Here is an 18,778-nt window from a genome sequence, read left to right on the forward strand (position 1 = left end):
CAAGAGTCCGTAAATTCGAATGTGACTGATCTGATCAGTACACATCCCGCAGGTAGCGTTTCTGGGCTGCGAGGTTCTTGACGTAGCCCTTGGCTTCGATTTCGGAGATGCCGCCGTGCGCGGCTGCGATTTCCGTGAGGGTTTTGTCGACGTCTTTGGCCATCCGGCTGGCGTCTCCGCAGACGTAGAAGTGCGCCCCCGATTCGAGCCATTTCCAGAGTTCGGCGCCGTGTTCGCGCATGCGGTCCTGGACGTAGATTTTCTCGGCCTGGTCGCGGGAGAACGCGAGATCCAGGCGGGTGAGGAACCCGTCGGCGTGCATGGCGGAGATTTCGTCTTTGTAGTAGAAGTCGGTTTCGGCGTGTTGTTCGCCGAAGAACAGCCAGTTGGGTCCGGTGTGGCCTTGGGCGCGCCTGTCGTGGAGGAACCCGCGGAACGGTGCGATGCCGGTTCCGGGTCCAACCATGATCATCGGTGTCTCCCGGCCCGCTGGCGGACGGAAGCTTGAGGCCTTCTGGATGTAGATGGAGACGTTGTCGTCTTCAAGGTGGTCCGCCAGGAACGTCGAGCAGACCCCGTGCCGGGGCGTGCCTTCGCAGCCATACCGCACCGCGGAGACCGTGAGTTGGACCTCACGGGGGTCAGTCCTGGGGCTGGAGGAGATCGAGTACAGCCGCGGCTGCAGGGGTTTAAGCACGGTCAGCCACTCCTCTGCCGTTGCCTTGACGTCGAGGCTTTTGAGGACGTCCGCCGGTTGCCGGGCCCAGAGCCATTCGGTGAGGGCTTTCTTGTTTTCCGGGCGCAGGAGTGAGGCGAGGTCCGCGTCGTGGGTGCGGTCCAGGACAAAGCGCAGGAAGTCCGGGGTGATTTTCGTGATGTCCAGCCGTTCCCGCAGGGCGATCTCCAAGGACATGGTCCCGTGGTCGGGCAAGGTCACCGGCGTGGCTGCGTCCAGGGCCGTGAGGTTGAGCCATTCGATGACGAGGCGTGGGTTGTTCCGCGGCCAGACGCCAAGGGCATCGCCGGCTTCGTAGGTGAGAGAGCCGTCTGGGAGGTGGAAGCCGAACTGGCGCACGTCCTTGGACGCGCCGGGGCGGCTCAGCAGCTCATTGCGGACAAGCAACGTAGACAGCGGAGCCTTGCGTGTATACCCGGATGGTTCCGGAGATCCGGGTTCGACCAGGTGGGGGATGGGTTTGGGAGCTCTCACGGGCGCAACGGCAACGTTGGCGCCGGTATCGGGTGCTCCCACAGACACAGGGTGCTTCGCCTGTGCGGACTCAGGCGCCTCGGCGGTCAAAGCGGTCTGGATGGTTGCCAGCCACGCTCCGGCGGGTTCCTCGAAGTCCGGCTCGCAGTCGGTGCGGGGAGCCATTCTGGTGGCACCGAGCTCGGCCAGTCGGGTGTCGAGCTTGCGGGCGTAGCCGCAGAAATCGTCGTAGCTGGAGTCCCCGAAACCCAGGACGCTGTACCGGGTTCCGGCAAGTGTGGGGGCGGTCTCGGCGCTGATCGCGTCCCAGAACGAGGAACCGTTGTCGGGGGCTTCGCCGTCGCCCGTGGTGCTGGTAACCACCAGCAGTTCCGCAACCGAGGCCAAAGTGACCACATCGACGTCGTCCATGCAGCGCAGATCCGCTGGCCGGCCCGATGCGGTGAGTTCCGTGGCGCATTGGGCGGCGAACTCTTCGGCGTTGCCGGTCTGTGATGCCCACACCACCAGAACCGGAGGCTCGGAAGCGTCAGGGGTTCCGGCGGCTGCCGGCGGGGAGACGGTTGCTGGTGCCGCCGCAGCGGCACCGGAGGTGTTGCCAACAGCGGCGGGCGCGGCTGGGGATGAGAGTTCCAAGGTCCCGCCGGGGACGGGGGAGCGGGAGTACATGCCGGCGAGCATGCCGTCGATGAACATCCGCGTCTCCGGCGCGAACGGGGCGTTGGCTGGCAGTGCAGGTGCGCCGTGCGTGAGGTTGGCGGCGCCGGCGTTCAGCGCGGCAAGCATACCGGACAGGTAGGCCTGCTCGGTCGCGGTAAACGCGGGAGCCGGTGCGGGTTCGTGTCCCAGGATCCGTGAGAGCACTTGTCCTTGTGTCACTGCTGATACCTCCATGGCCGAGGTCTGGCCGGGTGTGTTCGGTGGCGCTGCCGGCACTCTGGCCTCTGCCGCAGCCGGCACGGACGGGGCTGCCGTGTCTGCGGGGACGGCGGGTGTGCTGGTCTTGACCTTGGTCAGGACCACGGCGCAGGCTTTGAATTCGGGTTGTTGGGAGATGGGGTCGATTGCGTCGTTGGTGACGGCGTTGATGGACAGGTATTCGCCGAAGGCATCGTTCCAGTGGAACGGTGCGAAACAGTTCCCGGGACGGACGCGGTCGGTCACGACGGCGGGAAGGACCGCCCGCCCGCGGCGGGACGCGACCTCGACGCTGTCTTTGTCGACGATGCCGAGCCGTTCGGCGTCCTCGGGGTGGATTTCGACGAACGGACCGGGGTTGAGTTTGTTGAGTTTGGCGACCTTGCCGGTTTTGGTCATGGTGTGCCATTGATGCGCGAGGCGTCCGGTGTTGAGCAGGATGGGGTAGTCGTCGTCGGGCATTTCCTTCGCGTCCATGTGCGGGCGGGCGAAGAACGAGGCCCGGCCGGTCGCCGTCGGGAACGCCAGTCGCGGAGTGCTGCCATCTTCACGGACGAGCAGTTTTTGGCTGATCCCGTCGTTGAGGTAGCGGATGGGGTTCCGGCCGCTGCCCTCGGCCGTGGCCGCCGGCCACTGCACCGGGGTTTCGCGAAGCCGGGCGTAGCTCACTCCACGAAGGTCGTACCCGGTCTTGGGGTTCCAGAATCCTTTGATCTCCTCGAAGACCTCCTCGGCGCTGGCGTAACTGAAAGCTTCAGCGAAGCCCATCTCGCAGGCGATGCGGGCAATGATCTGCCAGTCCGGCAGAGACTGTCCCGGTGCTTCAACACCTGGTTGGAACAACGTCAGGTTGCGTTCGGAGTTGATCATGACGCCCTCGGACTCGGTCCACAGCGAGGCGGGCAGCACGACGTCGGCGTAGTCGTTGGTTTCGGTTTCGCGGAACGCGTCCTGGGTGATCACCAGCTCCGCGGCTTCGAGCCCGGCAAGAACCGTCTTCCGGTTCGCGACCGTTGCAACCGGGTTGGTGCAGATAATCCAGCACGCCTTGATCTGGCCCTCGGCCATACGCTGGAACATGTCGATGGTTCCGCCACCGGTCTCGGTGCGGATGGTGCCGGCAGGGACGCCCCAGGCCTTTTCGACGAACTCTCGGTCAGCGTCAACAATGGCTGAGCGCTGCCCAGGGAGTCCAGGGCCCATGTAGCCCATCTCGCGGCCGCCCATCGCGTTGGGCTGCCCGGTGAGGGAGAACGGCCCGCTCCCGGGCCGGCAGATCGCTCCGGTGGCCAGGTGGAGGTTGACGATCGCGTTGGTGTTCCACGTCCCGTGGGTGCTCTGGTTCAGGCCCATGGTCCAGCAGCTCATCCACTCACCGGCCTCACCGATCCACTGGGCGGCCTGCCGGATATCGGTTTCGGGAATGCCGGTGGTTTCGGCGACCTTCGCCGGGGTGTAGTCGGCCAGGAACTCCGGCATGGCCTCCCACCCCTCAGTGAATTCAGAGATGAACTCGGGATCGGTGTGGCCATTCTCCACCAGCAGGTGCATCAGCCCATTAAGCAGGGACAAGTCCGTGCCGGGTTTGATCTGCAGGAACAGATCGGCCTTGTCGGCGGTGGCATTGCGGCGCGGGTCCACGACGATCAGCTTGGCCCCCGCCTTGACCCGGTCCATCAGGCGAAGGAACAGGATCGGGTGGCAATCCGCCATGTTCGCCCCGGCCACGAAGAACACGTTGGCCTGGTCGAAATCCTGGTACGAACCCGGAGGGCCGTCAGCGCCCAACGAGAGCTTGTAGCCCGAGCCCGCACTGGCCATGCACAGCCGGGAGTTCGATTCGATCTGGTTGGTGCCGATGAAACCCTTTGCCAGCTTGTTCGCCAAGTACTGCGCCTCGAGGGACATCTGCCCGGAGACGTACAGGGAGATCGCATCCGGGCCATGCGCGTCCAGGATCGTGCGGAGCTTTGCCGCGGTTTCGGTGATGGTTTGGTCCACGGCCATCGCCTGTGGTTCCTCGCCGCGGGAAGCCCGGACGAACGCGCTCTCCATCCTTCCAGGGGCGGCGAGCATGTCCGCCGTCGTGGCGCCCTTCGTGCACAACCGACCGAAGTTGGTGGGATGCTCCTTGTTGCCGGTGGACTTCAGCGCCCGGATTGCGCCCGTCTTTGGATCCTTGCCGATCTCCAGAACCAGGCCGCAGCCGACACCGCAGTATCCGCAGAGCGTCTTCACGGTACTTCCATGACCAGCAGCCAACGATTTACTTCCTCACCTGAGTCCCGATCCCACCAACAATTGCCGTGGTATCAATACTCAGATTCGGATAATTCGTATCCTTTGCTTGATGATTGCGGTCTTGTAAATAGTTCTCAACCGCAACTGCTGATTAGCGGTTAGGCGCGCCGATCCAGGGAAGCGATCAGCGACTCCACCCGGCCTTTAATTTCATCGCGGATCGGGCGAATGGATTCGACGCCCTTTCCGGCCGGGTCTTCGAGGCCCCAGTCCTCGTAGCGTTTGCCGGGGAAGTAGGGGCATTCGTCGCCGCAGCCCATGGTGATGACGACGTCGGAGTCCTGGACAGCCTCGGTGGTGAGGACTTTCGGGATCTCGGCTGACATGTCGATGCCCACCTCGGCCATCGCTTCGACGGCGGCCGGGTTGACCTGCTCGGCGGGCTGCGAGCCGGCAGAGCGGACCTCAATGGCCCCGCCGGAAAGGGTGGTGAGGTAGGCGGCGGCCATCTGGGAGCGGCCGGCATTGTGGACGCAGACGAACAGGACAGAGGGCTTGTTGCTCACGTGAGCACTTTTCGGTCAGCGGCGGTATCCGCGGAAGCACCGGGAATGGGGTAGAGGAATCGGACCAGGGCAAACCCAAGAACGCCGCCGGCGAGTTGGGCCAGGATGAATCCCGGGGCGGAGGCTGGGGCGATCCCGGAGAAGGTATCAGTGATGGTCCGGGCGATCGTGACTGCAGGGTTGGCGAAGCTGGTGGATGAGGTGAACCAGTAGGCGGCTGCGATGTAACCGCCGACGGCGAACGCCACCCGATCCGCCCTGCCGGACCGGATGGAACCGAAAACCACCACCAGCAGCCCGGCGGTAGCGATGACTTCAGCCAGCCACAGACCCGGACCGGACCGGTCACGCGCAGCGAAGGACACCGCGTCCAACCCGAACATCAGGTTTGATGCGACCGTCCCGGACAAACCGCCAAGAACCTGTGCTGAGGCCAGCACAGCCGCAGTCCGGGTATCGATGACCCCGAGGACCCGTTCAACCAGGGTGACCACGGGGTTGAACGATGCCGAAACCGGCTGGAGTGCCAGGATCAGCGCGAGCAGTGCGGCGCCGGTGGCGAGGCTGTTCTGCAAAAGCTGCAGTCCGACGTCGTTCGGTGACAGCCGTGAGGCCATCACGCCCGACCCAACCACGGCCATCACCAGCAGGGAAGTGCCGATGAACTCAGCCGTGGCCCGCCGGGCCAGAACATCCTTCACCCGGCCTGCCCGCCGATCAGTGCCGCCAGGTTCTGCAACGCCTCGGTCCGGGCCTTGTAGTAAACCCACACGCCACGCTTCTCGCGATCCAGCAACCCAACCTCGTGCAGCACTTTCAGGTGGTGGCTGATGGTGGGCTGCGACAACTCAAAGGCGTCGTTGAGGTCGCACACGCACGCCTCGCCGCCCTCATGGGAGGCAACGAGGGACATGAGCCGCAACCGCACGGGGTCGGCCAGTGCCTTCAACAGCGGGGCGACACCCTCGGCTTCGCTTTCGGACAGGGGCTCCCTGGCGAGTGGTGAGCAGCAGGCGACCGCTTGAACCGGGGTCAGTTCCAAAGACATAGACACCTATAAATATTTACACTCATCTATGTTTTAGACAAGACCGCTACTTTGTCGTGGCCCCGCTGTACAGTTGAACCATTCGAATATTTGTTCGAAAAATACCGTGTTGAACCAGCCGAAGGCCGGGGTCATCTGCTAGCGCCGGAAGGGGGCCCGATGTCCAAACCAGCCCTCATGCGCCGGATGCAGGAGATCGCCCATGTGGACATCAACTGTTTCTACGCATCAGCCGAGCGGGCCTTCAATCCAGCGTTGGAGGGCAAACCCCTGATCGTCCTGTCCAACAACGACGGCTGTGCGGTGACCCGGTCACCGGAGGCCAAGAAGCTCGGGATCGGCGTAGGAGACCCGTGGTTCAAGATCGCCCCGCGGGCCAAGGAGTGGGGACTCATAGCGATGTCCAGCAACTACGAGCTCTACGGAGATATCAGCCTGCGCGTCATGGAACTCTTGCGGCGCTACTCGGCGTGGCAGGAGGTGTACTCCATCGATGAAGCGTTCCTGGGGGTCAAGGGCGGCCCGGAAAACCTCCTGGAGCTGGGCCGGACCATCAAGGAAGCGTGTCGCAAGCATGTGGGCGTTCCGGTGTGCGTAGGCATCGCCCCCACCAAGACCCTCGCCAAGCTCGCCAATAAGTGGGCCAAGCACAATCCCGCGTTCAATGGCGTGTGCCGCTGGGATTCCGTGCCGGCCGATCAGCGAGAGGCGCTCATGGCACGGCTGTCCGTCATCGAAATCTGGGGGATCGCCACCCGGCTTACCAAGAGGCTGAATGCCATCGGAATCTTCTCCATCCTGGACTTGGTGCGGGCGGACCCCGTGAAGCTCCGGGACAAGTTCTCGATCGTGGTGATGCGTACTGTGCTGGAGTTGCAGGGCACGCCGTGCATCCCCATGGAAGAGGAACGGATCGGGCGGGACCAGCTGATTTTCTCCCGCTCGTTTTCGACGCCGATTACGACGGCGGCGCAGTTGCGGCAGGTGCTCAGCGTCTATGGCCAGATGGCCAGTGCCCGCCTGGCGAAGCACGACCTCCAAGCCAAGCTGCTTACGGCCTACGCGGCAACATCCGTGTACAACCCGAACGACAAATCCTTCCCCACCGTCACCGTCAGGTTGCCCATGCCGACGTCGGATCCCGTGCTCCTGACCAAAGCCGCGCATGCCTTGGTGCCCAAGTTCCAGGAAGGGACCAAGTACGCCAAGGCGGGGATCATGGTCACGGACCTGCGGCCCACGGGCAACCAGAAACCGTTGGAGATCTTCGAGAACCGCCACGAGGAACGGGGGATCGGGCCGCTCCTGGAACAGGTCAGCAAACGCTACGGCCGCGGCTCCATCGGCTTGGGGCATGCGGGCATCCGCGGCGGCCCGGACTGGTCCATGAAACGGGGCCTGCTCAGCCCCCGCTACACCACCCGTTGGGACGAACTGCCCCTGGTGAAGGCAGCCTGAAATGAACGGTGGCGCAGCGGGATGCAGAGAGGACTACGCCCGCAGGCGGTACCCGCGCTTCACCACGGTCTCCACGAGCTTGCCGTCGGGCAGCGAGGACCGCAGCCGGCTGACCGTCATGTCCAAGGCGTGCACGGAACCGCGGAGGTCCAGCAGGTCGGACAACGCTTCACGGGAAAGCACGGCGCCGCCGGCACCCAAGAGGGCCCGCAGCAACAGCAACGGGGCAGGCGCCAATTCCACCACTTCACCGTTGATCCGCAGGCAACGGCCACGCAGCTCGATGGTGGCGCTCCTGGTCTCCAGGCGGCGCACGTGGTTCAAGGAAAGGTGCTCAGTGACCAGGCGTATCAGGGCACCCATGCGGTACCGGTCCGGGATGAGTGGCGTCAGCCCGGCGTCGACCAGTGGCTGGGCGGTGACCGGCCCCACGGCCGCGACAGTCACGGGTCCCTTGAGGGCCTCGATGAGCTGGCGGTACAGGCCCATCTCGTGCGCCGTGCTCCACATGGCATCCACGGCCGGGGCGCTGGTGAACGTCAGGACGTCCAGATTTCCGCCGACCACGGCTTCGATCAGGCGCGGCAGCTTGTCCTCGCCGTCAGGTTTCACCCACCGGTAAGGAGTGACGGTCAGCACCGTCGCGCCGGACATCCGCAGCCGCTCAAGTTGGCGCACATCCGTGTAGCCGTGAAGCTGCACGGCCACGGTCTTGCCGCGGACTCCTTCCGCGAGGAGCATGTCCACCAGCGTGGCGGTGGTTTCGTCGCTGCTGATTCCGACGTCGGCAAGACCCGCCGCGCGCACGGCACCGCGGGCCTTGGGGCCGCGGACGAACATCCGGCAGGCAGACAGTGTCTCCAGCAGTTGCTCGCCGATCCCGAAGGAATCCGCGGCCTCGCACCAGCGTCGCATGCCATAGGCCGTGGTGGCGATGCAGATGTCAGGTTTGGCCTCGATGATGGTCCGCGTGTCCTCGATGAGGACCAGGTCCTCCTGGACGGGAGCGATCTTCAAGGCGGGGGCGTGGAGCACGCTCGCACCGCGGCGTTCCAGGGCCTCGATGAGGTCCCGGGAACGGCGGTGTGAGGTGACGCCGATGCGAAAGCCATCCAGCGGCAGCTCAGCGGCTTCGGTGGCCTCGGCCAACGTCGCAGCAGCTTCGAGATCGTGTGCAACAGTCATGGGTCTACCTTCAGGCTTCAAGGAGCGAAGCCGCGAGGCGGCTCAGTTCAGCGGATGCTTCGGCATGATTGCGGTTGGCTTCAGCCACCCGGACCACCTCGCCGATGACCAGCACGGCCGGGTTGCTGCAACCGGTGGCTGCCGTTTCGATGGTACCCAGATCCGCGATGGTGGTGCGTTGGCCGGGGCGGTATCCGCGCTCCACTACTGCCATGGGCATGTCCAGCTTCATGCCGGCACGGCGGAGTCCCGCGGCAAGCTGGGGGAGCGTGCCGATGCCCATCAGGACCACGATGGTTCCGCCGAGGCCCGCCAGGTGGGTGTGCTCCTTCTCGGTGAGGGGAGCGTGACCGGAAACCACCGTGAACATGTGGCTTACTTCCCTGTGGGTGACCGGAATTCCGGCAGCGGCAGGAACGGAGATGGCGCTCGTAACCCCGGAGATCACACGTACCGGTACACCAGCCGCGACACAAGCTGCCACTTCTTCGCCGCCGCGTCCGAACACGTAGGGGTCGCCACCCTTGAGGCGGACCACATTCTTGCCCAGCAGTGCGGCTTCCACCATCAGTTTCTCGATGTCACGCTGCGTCACTTTGTGGTGCCCGGGCTGCTTTCCGACGTCCACAAGGTCGGCGGACGTCAGTGCCGCAAGCTCCTGGTAGGGCGCGAGTCGATCGTAAAAAACGACGTCGGCATCCCGCAGGGCGTCGACGGCACCGACGGTCAAGAGATCCAAGGCGCCCGGACCGCCGCCCACCAGGGTCACGTTTCCTTCCGGACCGGCGGCAGGTTCGTGGGCCACAGGAATTCCGGCTTCGCGGCAGCGTTCCAGCAGCGGCAGCCAGCCGGTATCGCCGTCGTCCACCACTGCCACCAGGAACGGGCGCACGGTGAGCGGACCGTCGAAGGCGATATCCGATGGCGTGCCCAGCCGGTGGACCGTGGCACCCGCAGCCTGGTAGCGGCGGACCGCCTGGCGGGAAGCGGTATCGGAACCGGTGACCAGGATGTCCCGGCCGGTGAGGTCGATGGTGAGCTGCATGGAATCCCCCTAGTTGTCTGCCGTGACGGCGCTGCGGACCGGAATGGTGGAAGCGATGAGTACGCCGCCCTTTTCCTCGTTCGTCGCCGGGCGGATCTGGCCGCGTTCCGGAACGAAGGAGATGGAGTCGTCCTTCTGGTTGGGCGCGTTGACGAAGGAACGGAAACGGCGCAGGCGCTCCGGATCCTTCAGGGTCTCGGCCCACTCGTCCTCGTAGGTGTCGATGTGCTTGGACATCGCGGCTTCGAGTTCCTCGGCGATGCCCAGGGAGTCGTTGACCACCACTTCTTCCACGTGCTTCAGCCCGCCGTCGAGCTCCTCTTGCCAGCGGGCCGTGCGCTGCAGGCGGTCCGCCGTACGGATGTAGTACATGAGGTAGCGGTCGATGTACTTGATGAGCGTCTCGTCGTCCAGGTCCTTGGCCAGCAACTGGGCGTGGGCGGGAGTGGCGCCACCGTTTCCGCCGACGTACAGGTTCCAGCCATCGGCCGTGGCGATCACGCCAACGTCCTTGCCGCGGGCTTCGGCGCACTCACGGGCGCAACCGGAAACACCCATCTTCAGCTTGTGCGGGCTGCGCAGGCCGCGGTAGCGCAGCTCCAGGGCGATCGCCATCTGCACGGAGTCCTGGACGCCGAAGCGGCACCACGTGGAGCCGACGCAGGACTTCACGGTGCGCAGGCTCTTGCCGTACGCCTGTCCGGATTCGAAACCGGCGTCCACCAGTTCCTTCCAGATGTCCGGGAGCTGCTCGAGGCGGGCACCGAACATGTCGATGCGCTGGCCGCCGGTGATCTTCGTGTAGAGACCGTACTTCTCGGCCACGGCGGCAATGACGCCAAGGCCCTTCGGGGTGATCTCGCCACCGGCGATGCGGGGAACCACCGAGTAGGTGCCGTCCTTCTGCATGTTCGCCAAGGCGCGGTCGTTGGTGTCCTGCAGGGTGCCACGGCCGGCATCGAGCACGTAGGCGGAGTGCTGGCTGGCCAGGATGGAGGCAATGGTCGGCTTGCAGATGTCGCAACCGGCGCCCGTGCCGTACTTGGCCATGATGTCTTCGAAAGAACTGAGTTCCAGGACTCGGATGGCGTCAAAGAGTTCCTGGCGGGACAGGCTGATGTGCTCGCAGAGCGCCTTGGAGACCTCGATGCCGGACTTCTTCAGTTCGCCTTCGAGGAGCTTCTTCAGCATGGGGACACAGGAACCACACTGGGTGCCGGCGCGGGTGCAGCCCTTCAGCTCGCCCAGTTCCTGCACGGGAGCGTTCCCCTCGCAGGCACCGCAGGCATTGATCGAGTCGCGGATGGTTCCCGCCGCGACGTTGTTGCAGGAGCAGAGGATGGCGTCGTCCGGCAGTTCTGTTTCCGGGGCCTCGCCGCCACCGGCAGCGCTCAGGTAGGCGCCCGGTTCGGCGGGGAGCTCGCGGCCCAGGAGCGGTCGCAGGCTCATGTACGGGGAAGCGTCGCCGACGAAGATGCCGCCCAGGAGGGTCTTGGCGTCGTCGGTGGTGACGATCTTCTGGTAGACGCCACGGGCGGGATCGGCGTACACGATCTCCAGGGAGTGCTCCGTCCTGGCGAAGGCGTCACCAAAGCTGGCAACGTCCACGCCGGACAACTTCAGCTTGGTAGCGGTATCGAAGCCCGGGAACGTCGCCTCGCCACCATGAAGGCGGTCGGCCACGATCTCGGCCATGGTGTTCGCCGGAGCCACCAGGCCCAGGCACATACCGCCGAAGTTGGCCACTTCACCAATCGCCCAGATGCCTTCAACCTCGGTGGCACAGAAATCGTTGATGACTACGCCTCCGCGTTGTCCCAGGCTGAAGAGCTGCTCTTCGCCCTCGGCTGCGCGGAACAGGTCATCGCGGGGCTTCACGCCGATCGCGACGATCACCAGGTCTGCAGGGATGGTGCGGCCGTCTGCCATCAAGACTCCGGTGACCTGGCCGTCGTCGTCCGTTACTACTTCGGACGGGAACACGCCGCCGTGGACCTCGAAGCCCTTGGCCTCGATCAAACGTCCCAGGGCCTGGCCGGCGCCTTCGTCCAACTGCGTGTTCATGAGCCACGGCGAGCCGTTGATGACCACCGGCGTGGCACCGAGCTGTTCGGTTCCGGCAGCGGACTCAAGGCCCAGCAAGCCGCCGCCGATGGTGACGGCATTGACCTTGCGGCCCAGCTTGGCACCGAGATCGGCGATCGCCTTATTGATGGCCCACACGTCCTCCAGCGTGCGGTACACGTGGGTGTGTTCGGCGCCGGGAATCGGCAGGCGGGCTGCGTCCGAACCGGAAGCGACTACCAGCTCGTCGTATTCGTACTTGTTGCCGGCGGCGGTGAGGACGGTCTTGGCGACCGTGTCTACCTTGATGGCGCGCTCGCCGGTCTTCAGGGCCAGGGCCTGGTGGTCCCACATGGACGCGTCACCGAGGGTGAGGTCAACATCTGTTTCGGTCAGGGCCTTGCTCAATGCCACGCGGTCGTAGGGGAGGTGGGCTTCCTCGGTGAGGACGGTAACCTGCCAGCCATCGAGTCCGCGGTTGTACATGGCGTCGGTAAAACGGTGGGCAGCAGGGCCGCCTCCGACCACGACGATGCGGCGCGGGTTCTCTGTGCTTGAAGTGTGTCCGGTCACTGGTGGGCCTTTCGCAAATGTTGCAGACAGGTCTCCGCAACTTGTGGAATCAGCCTAGGGAAGGGCAGTTTCACTTCAGTTTCCCGTTTGTTTCGTGATCTTAACTTCTGCATCACGAACGCATTTCGCGGGGCGTGAGGTCTCTTTTACGCGCTGGACACAAAGCCTGACACCGGTTGAAACACCCGGGTCCTAGCTTTGAGGGGTGGCCGCAAGCGTGGCCTGGTCCGGGGGAGTGACGGTGGAAAGTGCCCGCACCCGGACGCAGCGAGAGGGGCTGACATGACCGTAATTCTTGACCGCGCAGAGGACCTGTCCATCACCGGCACCTGGCATCGGGTGTGCCCGGTGGACGAGCTCGAACTGGCATGGGGCGAGGCTGCACTGATCGAGGGCCGGCAGGTAGCGTTGTTCCGCACCGCCCCCGGTGAGGTTTTCGCCGTCGCACAGCAGGATCCGGCAACGTTCGCCAATGTGATGGCGCGCGGCATCATCGGGTCCCGCGGGGCGCGGCCCACCATCGCCTCGCCGCTGCACAAGGAGGTCTACGACCTGGAGACCGGCGAATGCTTCACGCACCCGGAACTGACGCTCGCCACCTATGCCACCCGATTGGTGGATGGCTACATCGAGGTTGAGCTCTAGAGTCCCAGCGCTTCGCGGACATCCCTGAGGACATCGTCCAGGGATGTCCGTGCCGCTTGGCGGGCAGCGGGAAGTTCCGCCGCCGACTCCACGGGCTGGATGACCTCCAGGTAGCACTTCAGTTTGGGCTCGGTGCCGCTGGGCCTGATGATCACGCGGCTCTGGTCCTTGGTCAGGTACAGCAGCCCGTCCGTGGGTGGCAACGTTTCGCTTCCTTCGGCGAGGTCCGTGAAGACCTCGACGGCGGAGCCTCCAAACGCTTCCGGCGGGTTGACCCGCAAGCGGTTCATCATGGCATCCAGCAGCCCCAGGTCCGCCACGCGAATGCTGAGTTGGTCGCTCGCGTGCAGGCCATGGACCAAGTACAACTCGTCCAAGGTATCGAAGACTGTCTTGCCGTCGGCCTTCGCAGCCGCCGCAAGCTCGGCGATGAGCACGGCGGCCGAAATGCCGTCCTTGTCCTTCACCAAATCCGGCGCCACACAGTAACCGAGTGCTTCCTCATATCCGTAGATCAGGCCGGGAACGCGCGAGATCCACTTGAAGCCCGTGAGCGTTTCCTCGTGGGCGTAACCTGCAGCCGAGGCAATGCGGGACAGGAGCCTGGACGAAACAATCGAGTTGGCGAAGACGCCCTCGCGTGGTTCATCGCTTGGCGTCGCGGCCAGCCGGGCCACCACATGGGCCCCCAGGATCGCGCCCACTTCGTCACCCCGCAGCATCCGCCATTCACCCGTCGCGGGGTCCAAGGCGGCAACCGCCGCCCGGTCGGCGTCGGGGTCGTTGGCCAGGACGATGTCCGCCCCTGCCTCTGCAGCCTTCGCGAGCGCCAGGTCCAGTGCACCGGGTTCCTCCGGGTTGGGGAAGGCCACCGTGGGGAAGTCCGGATCCGGTTGGGCCTGTTCGGCCACCAGGGTCACGTCCGCGAAACCGGCAGCGTTGAGCACGGACACGGCTGTTTCGCCGCCCACGCCGTGCATGGGGGTGAGGACGATCTTGAGGTCCCGCGCAGGGAAGTGTTCGCGATCCGCCAAGCCAGCCATGGCAGCTTCGTAGTCCGTGGCGATGGAGGCGGGCAGCACGGTCCAGCCTTCACCCGCCAGTTCAATCGATTCCAGCGGACCCACCCCTGAGATCTTCGAGGCAATTTCCGCATCGAAAGGGGCAACGATCTGCGCACCCCGTCCGCTCTCGGCCACCGCATGCCGCCCCAGGTAGACCTTGTAACCGTTGTCCTGCGGAGGGTTGTGGCTGGCTGTAACCATCACTCCGCCGTCGCAATCCAGCGCGCGCACCGCGTAGGCGAGGATCGGCGTCGGAAGTGCTGCCGGCATGAGGAACGCGTCGATGCCGGCGGCAGCGAAGATCGCCGCCGTTTCCTGCGCGAAAATGTCCGAGTTGTAGCGGGCATCAAAGCCGACGACGGCGCGCGGCCGGGTTCCCGGGCATGCGGCGCCAACCGCTTCGGTGAGGAAAGCCGCCAGGCCTGCCGCTGCCCGTCGGACCACCACGCGGTTCATCCGGTTGGGGCCCGGGCCGAGGGCGGCGCGCAGGCCGGCCGTGCCGAACTGCAGTGTGCCGTTGAAGCTGTCCGCGAGCTCCTGGGCTGCTCCGGCATCCCCGTCTCCGGCAAGGGCGGCGAGCTCCAGGAGGGCGGCCGACGTCGCGGGGTCGGGGTCCTGGGAAGCCCACGCGTGGGCGTCGTCAATCAGTTGTCCAAGTGCGGCATCGCTCGATGTCATAAGCACAAAACTATCCTCAATGCCGACACCAAAGGCAACGCGGGGTCAGATACGGCCCATAAAACGGGTCGTAATGGGCCGTATCTGACCCCGCGTTGCTCTAGAGGGTGCGGGAGCGGATTGAGAATTCTGTGTCGCCGTCGATGCTGAAAACGGAGGCCCCGGTGTGGTCCCAGCCAGGGAAGAACGTGTCCGTGATCACGGCAGCCCCGTCCTGCGCAAAGACCTCCACCGACGAGGTATCGAGCAAGATCCGCAGGCGCACCTTGTTGCCGTCTGCAGGCACGCGTACCTGATGGTAGGGACTGAACTTTTCCGAAAAGTTCGTGGTCCCGGCCTTCGAACGGTCCACTTTCAACGTACCCGTCTCCTTGTCATAGGAGATGCGGAGTCCATCCTCGCCGTCGGCGGAATGACGGAGCAGGATGCCGGCTTCGCTGGCCGAACCGAGGTCCAGTTCAAGGTCAAGGAGTTGGCTGCGGCCCTCGAAATCGGAGCCAAGCGACTCCAACCGGGAGGAGACGGTGAGGTTTTTGCTCATCAGCTCACCAAGCTCCAGTTGTTCAAGGGCGGTCGCCGCAATGGCCGAGCGCAACTCGTACCGCTCTTCACCGCGGACCAAGGTAAGCTCCCGCGGGATCGCCATGGCACCCCGCCACGGCGTGGTGGGGACGTCCTGGGCGTAGTCCCAGTTGCCCATCCACCCCAGGAGCACCGGCTTGTCGCCCGGAGCGCCGGAAATGGAGTTGGCGGCGTAGTAGTCGGCGCCGTGATCCAGCCACTGGGACTCTTCCAGGGGAGCATCGGGAGCCGCTGCGTTCTCCGCAACGAACCGCGTGCCGTCGAACTCACCCACGAAGTACTGCATGCCCGAACCGCCCGCGATACCGCCCGGATTCATGCTCAGCAGCATGACCCACTTCCTGGCCGTGGATCCCTCCACTTTCATCTGCAGCAGCTCAGGCACTTCCCACAGCCCGCCTTGCGCGCCGACGCCGGAGAAATCGCTCAGGTAGTCCCAATGGAGGAGGTTGGTGGATTTGAAGAGTTTGACCACCTGGGCGTCGGCCACCACGGTGGTCATCACCCAGTAATTGCCGGGCTCGTACCAAGTGATTTTGGGGTCCCTGAAATTTTTGTTGCTCGGCGCGAGGTTCAGCACAGGGTTGCCGCGGTGCTTTTGCCACGTACTTCCGCCGTCCAGGCTGAAGGCGACCGACTGTGCCTGGACCCCTTGGGGCAGGGCTCCGTTGTTGCCGTAGGCGCTGGTGTAGAGGGCAACCATGGGCGGGTTCTTGGCAGACCCGAGTTCGGAGGCGTTCTTCTCATCCAGCACGATGCACCCGGAGAAGATCTCCTCGTCCTCGCTGGCTTCCATGGCCACCGGCTGCTGCTCCCAGTGCACCAGGTCCTTGCTGGTGGAGTGCCCCCAGGACATGTTGCCCCAGGAGTTCGCGCGGGGGTTGTGCTGGTAGAAGGCGTGGTAGGTCCCGTTCGCGTAGACAAGGCCATTGGGGTCGTTGAGCCAGTTCTTCTCCGCGGTCAGGTGCGCCGCGGGACGCCACGGCTCCGAAGCGGAAGGCTGCGGCCCGCGCGTGGCGGGGACCGGCGTCGGGCTTTCCGTGTCGCGTGGCGCTGTGCACGAGGCGGCTGAGAACGAAACCACGACGGCGGCACTTGCGGCCAGCAACTGGCGGCGGGAAAGGCGCGGGCTGGGTGTGTTGGGGGTGGGGTAAACCATGGGGAAATCCTGGGGGTTGGGGGTGGCGGGGGTGCGCCCGGCTCGTGGCCGCACGCACCCCTGCCGAGGCCTTATGGGCCAGGGGTCTTACTTGTAGAGGCCCTCGCCGCCAACGCGCACGTTGGTGGGCAAGTAGCCAAACGGGCCGAGGCCGTTCTTGCCGAAGCTGCGGTCAACCTGCGTCACGCCGCCCTGGAAGTTCATCTTCACCGTGGGGGAGAGGGAACCGCCGCGGACGCCGTCCACGTTGTCGATGAACGACTGGACCAAGCCGCCGGGCTGCACGTAGTGCGAGTAAGCCTGGAACTGGCGGCCGTTCTGGCGCGGGTCCGGGCCTTCCGGTGCGTTGGCCGGCATGTTGAGGTCCGTCGGCGAACCGAGTGCCAGGCCGCTGTTGTTCACGGGCTGGTAGTCGGAGCGGACGCCGTTGCCGACGAAGCCATACACGCCATCAGGGCCGCGCATCCCATCCGCGTACGTGAACTGGTGGCTGATGGTGAACAGGTAGTACTTGTTCTTGCCGTTCTCGTTCTGGATGAAGATCTGCGGACGCTCGGTCTGGTCGTTGACGCAGTTGGCGGACAGGATCGGTGGCAAGAAGCTCCACTTGGTCAGGTCCTTGTTGTCCGCCACAGCCAGGCCGACGTTTGCCGTCTGGTACCAGGCGCCGGTGCTGTTGACCTGGTCCACGGTCTCAGCGTTGGGATCGCCCGGGCGGTAACCCAGGTCTTCCTGCTTGCACTTGTAGGAACCACGGGCGCCGCCGGTGTTGCCTTCGAAGACCATGAAGGTCTTGCCGGGATGTGCAGGATCGGCGAACGTATACGGGTCCCGGAAAGCGAAGCCGGGGTTCTGGGCCTTGTTCTGGTATAGCTTTCCGTCCGGTTCAAGCAGCTTGGTGTGCTGGAAGCCGTCGAAGCTCACGCCGTTCTTGTCTGCGTGGATGGTGCCCAGGGCCTTGGCGATCACGGCGTCGGGGGCGATTCCGCCACCGCCTGCGTTCCGCTCCTTGACGTCGTAGAACGTGGTTGCCGTGTAGAAGACGTTGATCTTGTTGCCCTGCATGAGGCGGGTGGAGCCGGACCATTCCGTGTTGCCGATGGACGTGTTGTCCAGGAACAGGTGCCCGCCATAGTTCCACTTGTCCTTGGCAGGATCGGCGTTGGTCTTGCGGAAGAAGTAACCGATCCGGGCGTTCCAGTGCCGCTGGTCGAAGCCGTAGCCTGCGTGCCGGTCAGCCACCAGGGAGAAGATGACGTCCCAGCCCTTGTAGCTGATCTGGTTGGCGTTTTCGTCGGTCAGGGACCAGGTGTCCCACACCCACACGTCGTCGTTCATGGCCGGGAAGTCTTTGGGGATTTCCGGCATGGTGACGTTGGGGCTCATGGAGTTCTGGCCGGGAGCGACATTGGGGTTGCTCTGGGCCATGATCTGCTTGGCATCGGCGCGGGTCCACTTGGAGGTGAAGTTCGCTGCCGGATCGTAGGCCTGCTGCGTGTGGTTCGACGGCAGCGGAAAGCCGGGCGTGGGTGCCGGCATGGTGCTCGACGGCGGATCGGCCGGCAGGTTGGCCTGCGCGGCCGGCGTGACAAGGAGGATGCCACCGGCGACGCCGACTGCTGCTGCGATGGCTGTTGCCTTGCGCAAGCGGCGTCTTGGCCGTGTTGGGGTTGAGTGCGTGTTCATGCTTGCTCTTCTCGCGGAGTATTGGACTTCGTGGAGTTGCTGCTCGAGTCCGGCGTCCGCTCGATCTGCTGGTGGCGTCTTCGAGGGACGCCATCGTTTCGAGGTGCGGCGGCCCTTCCTGAGGCGCTCGCCGCTGGTGCTCCGGCACGTCGACTTACCGGGCACTTTCCACGCTAAACACGTGTCAGGTGCCAAAGCAAAGCCTGTTTCGATGGCTTCGACGGGGATGTCAGACATGTGGATGCAAGCGTTTACATTGCCAACACGCGCGCGTGCCATGCACGGTGCGGGAGGGTCAAATGTTTCGCTATAAAACAGACTTATTCTGAGAATTTACTGTGCGTTTACACGGGCGCCATGTGACTTGACGGCCTGCCTTGAGTCCCGTAAATGCCCACCCATCTAGGTCGCAGTAGTGCGCGTTTCGAGCGCCCATAACGCGCACTAATGCGACCCAGTTGGGTCTGCCTAATTCCAATCGCTGGACGTAAAATGTGCTTGCGGTTCCCGGTTGTCGCCCGAACCTGGCAGACCTGGCGCGTTGTGAGTTGGTGCACCATGTGTGAGTTACCAAAGCGGCGTTGGCGCTCATCGATCACTCCTCTGCGGTTTCTTATCGGTGTCCTTGCCCTTGGAACCATAGCCTTCGGCTGGCT

12 protein-coding genes are annotated in these 18,778 nt (G+C 64.5%); 2 read left to right on the forward strand and 10 right to left on the reverse strand.

What is annotated here, in order from left to right; genetic code table 11:
- Window positions 1–34 precede the first annotated feature (34 nt).
- The 4 genes from ACIQTZ_RS09635 to ACIQTZ_RS09650 form a co-directional block, all read right to left on the reverse strand.
- Complete coding sequence (locus ACIQTZ_RS09635; RefSeq protein WP_402979875.1) at window positions 35–4,366, reverse strand: molybdopterin-dependent oxidoreductase; 4,332 nt, start codon at window positions 4,364–4,366, stop codon at window positions 35–37.
- A gap of 161 nt (window positions 4,367–4,527) precedes the next feature.
- Window positions 4,528–4,935: an arsenate reductase ArsC gene (locus ACIQTZ_RS09640; protein ID WP_402944201.1), complete on the reverse strand. Its 408-nt coding sequence runs from the start codon at window positions 4,933–4,935 to the stop codon at window positions 4,528–4,530.
- On the reverse strand, window positions 4,932–5,636 hold the full coding sequence (locus ACIQTZ_RS09645; RefSeq protein WP_402944199.1) for an aquaporin: 705 nt from the start codon (window positions 5,634–5,636) through the stop codon (window positions 4,932–4,934). Before ACIQTZ_RS09645 ends, ACIQTZ_RS09640 begins: the two co-directional genes overlap by 4 nt.
- Window positions 5,633–5,983, reverse strand: a complete 351-nt coding sequence (locus ACIQTZ_RS09650) for a metalloregulator ArsR/SmtB family transcription factor (RefSeq protein ID WP_402944378.1) — start codon at window positions 5,981–5,983, stop codon at window positions 5,633–5,635. The genes ACIQTZ_RS09645 and ACIQTZ_RS09650 overlap by 4 nt, the downstream gene beginning before the upstream one ends.
- Before the next feature lie 159 nt (window positions 5,984–6,142).
- Here ACIQTZ_RS09650 and ACIQTZ_RS09655 point away from each other — a divergent pair, with 159 nt between their 5' ends.
- Entirely contained in the window at window positions 6,143–7,441 is a 1,299-nt protein-coding gene (locus ACIQTZ_RS09655; RefSeq protein WP_400331043.1) for a Y-family DNA polymerase, read from the forward strand.
- A 33-nt stretch (window positions 7,442–7,474) separates the two neighbouring features.
- Here the strand turns inward: ACIQTZ_RS09655 and ACIQTZ_RS09660 are convergent, their stop codons facing one another.
- Genes ACIQTZ_RS09660 through nirB form a run of 3 tightly spaced genes read right to left on the reverse strand, consistent with a single transcriptional unit; the run spans window position 7,475 to window position 12,308 of the window.
- On the reverse strand, window positions 7,475–8,626 hold the full coding sequence (locus ACIQTZ_RS09660; RefSeq protein ID WP_402979878.1) for a uroporphyrinogen-III synthase: 1,152 nt from the start codon (window positions 8,624–8,626) through the stop codon (window positions 7,475–7,477).
- 10 nt (window positions 8,627–8,636) lie between these two features.
- On the reverse strand, window positions 8,637–9,671 hold the full coding sequence (gene cobA, locus ACIQTZ_RS09665; RefSeq protein ID WP_402979881.1) for a uroporphyrinogen-III C-methyltransferase: 1,035 nt from the start codon (window positions 9,669–9,671) through the stop codon (window positions 8,637–8,639).
- A 9-nt stretch (window positions 9,672–9,680) separates the two neighbouring features.
- Window positions 9,681–12,308 carry a nitrite reductase large subunit NirB gene (nirB, locus tag ACIQTZ_RS09670; protein ID WP_402979884.1) on the reverse strand — a complete coding sequence of 876 codons (2,628 nt, stop codon included), beginning with the start codon at window positions 12,306–12,308 and terminating at the stop codon, window positions 9,681–9,683.
- A gap of 282 nt (window positions 12,309–12,590) precedes the next feature.
- Between nirB and nirD the strand changes: the two genes are divergently transcribed.
- A complete protein-coding gene (nirD, locus tag ACIQTZ_RS09675; RefSeq protein ID WP_397326076.1) occupies window positions 12,591–12,953 on the forward strand; it encodes a nitrite reductase small subunit NirD in 363 nt (120 codons plus the stop codon).
- On the opposite strand, the gene ACIQTZ_RS09680 is transcribed toward nirD, so the two are convergent.
- The 3 genes from ACIQTZ_RS09680 to ACIQTZ_RS09690 all read right to left on the reverse strand — a co-directional run bounded on the left by ACIQTZ_RS09680 (window position 12,950) and on the right by ACIQTZ_RS09690 (window position 18,122).
- Window positions 12,950–14,695, reverse strand: coding sequence for a phospho-sugar mutase (locus ACIQTZ_RS09680; protein ID WP_402979887.1), 1,746 nt, complete (start codon window positions 14,693–14,695; stop codon window positions 12,950–12,952). The genes nirD and ACIQTZ_RS09680 overlap by 4 nt on opposite strands.
- 100 nt (window positions 14,696–14,795) lie before the next feature.
- Window positions 14,796–16,436 carry a glycoside hydrolase family 32 protein gene (locus ACIQTZ_RS09685; protein WP_402979890.1) on the reverse strand — a complete coding sequence of 547 codons (1,641 nt, stop codon included), beginning with the start codon at window positions 16,434–16,436 and terminating at the stop codon, window positions 14,796–14,798.
- Between the two features lie 87 nt (window positions 16,437–16,523).
- Window positions 16,524–18,122, reverse strand: a complete 1,599-nt coding sequence (locus ACIQTZ_RS09690) for a glycoside hydrolase family 68 protein (protein ID WP_402979893.1) — start codon at window positions 18,120–18,122, stop codon at window positions 16,524–16,526.
- Window positions 18,123–18,778 lie beyond the last annotated feature (656 nt).

Source organism: Paenarthrobacter sp. NPDC090520 (genome assembly GCF_044769205.1).
In the GTDB taxonomy this organism is placed as follows: domain Bacteria; phylum Actinomycetota; class Actinomycetes; order Actinomycetales; family Micrococcaceae; genus Arthrobacter.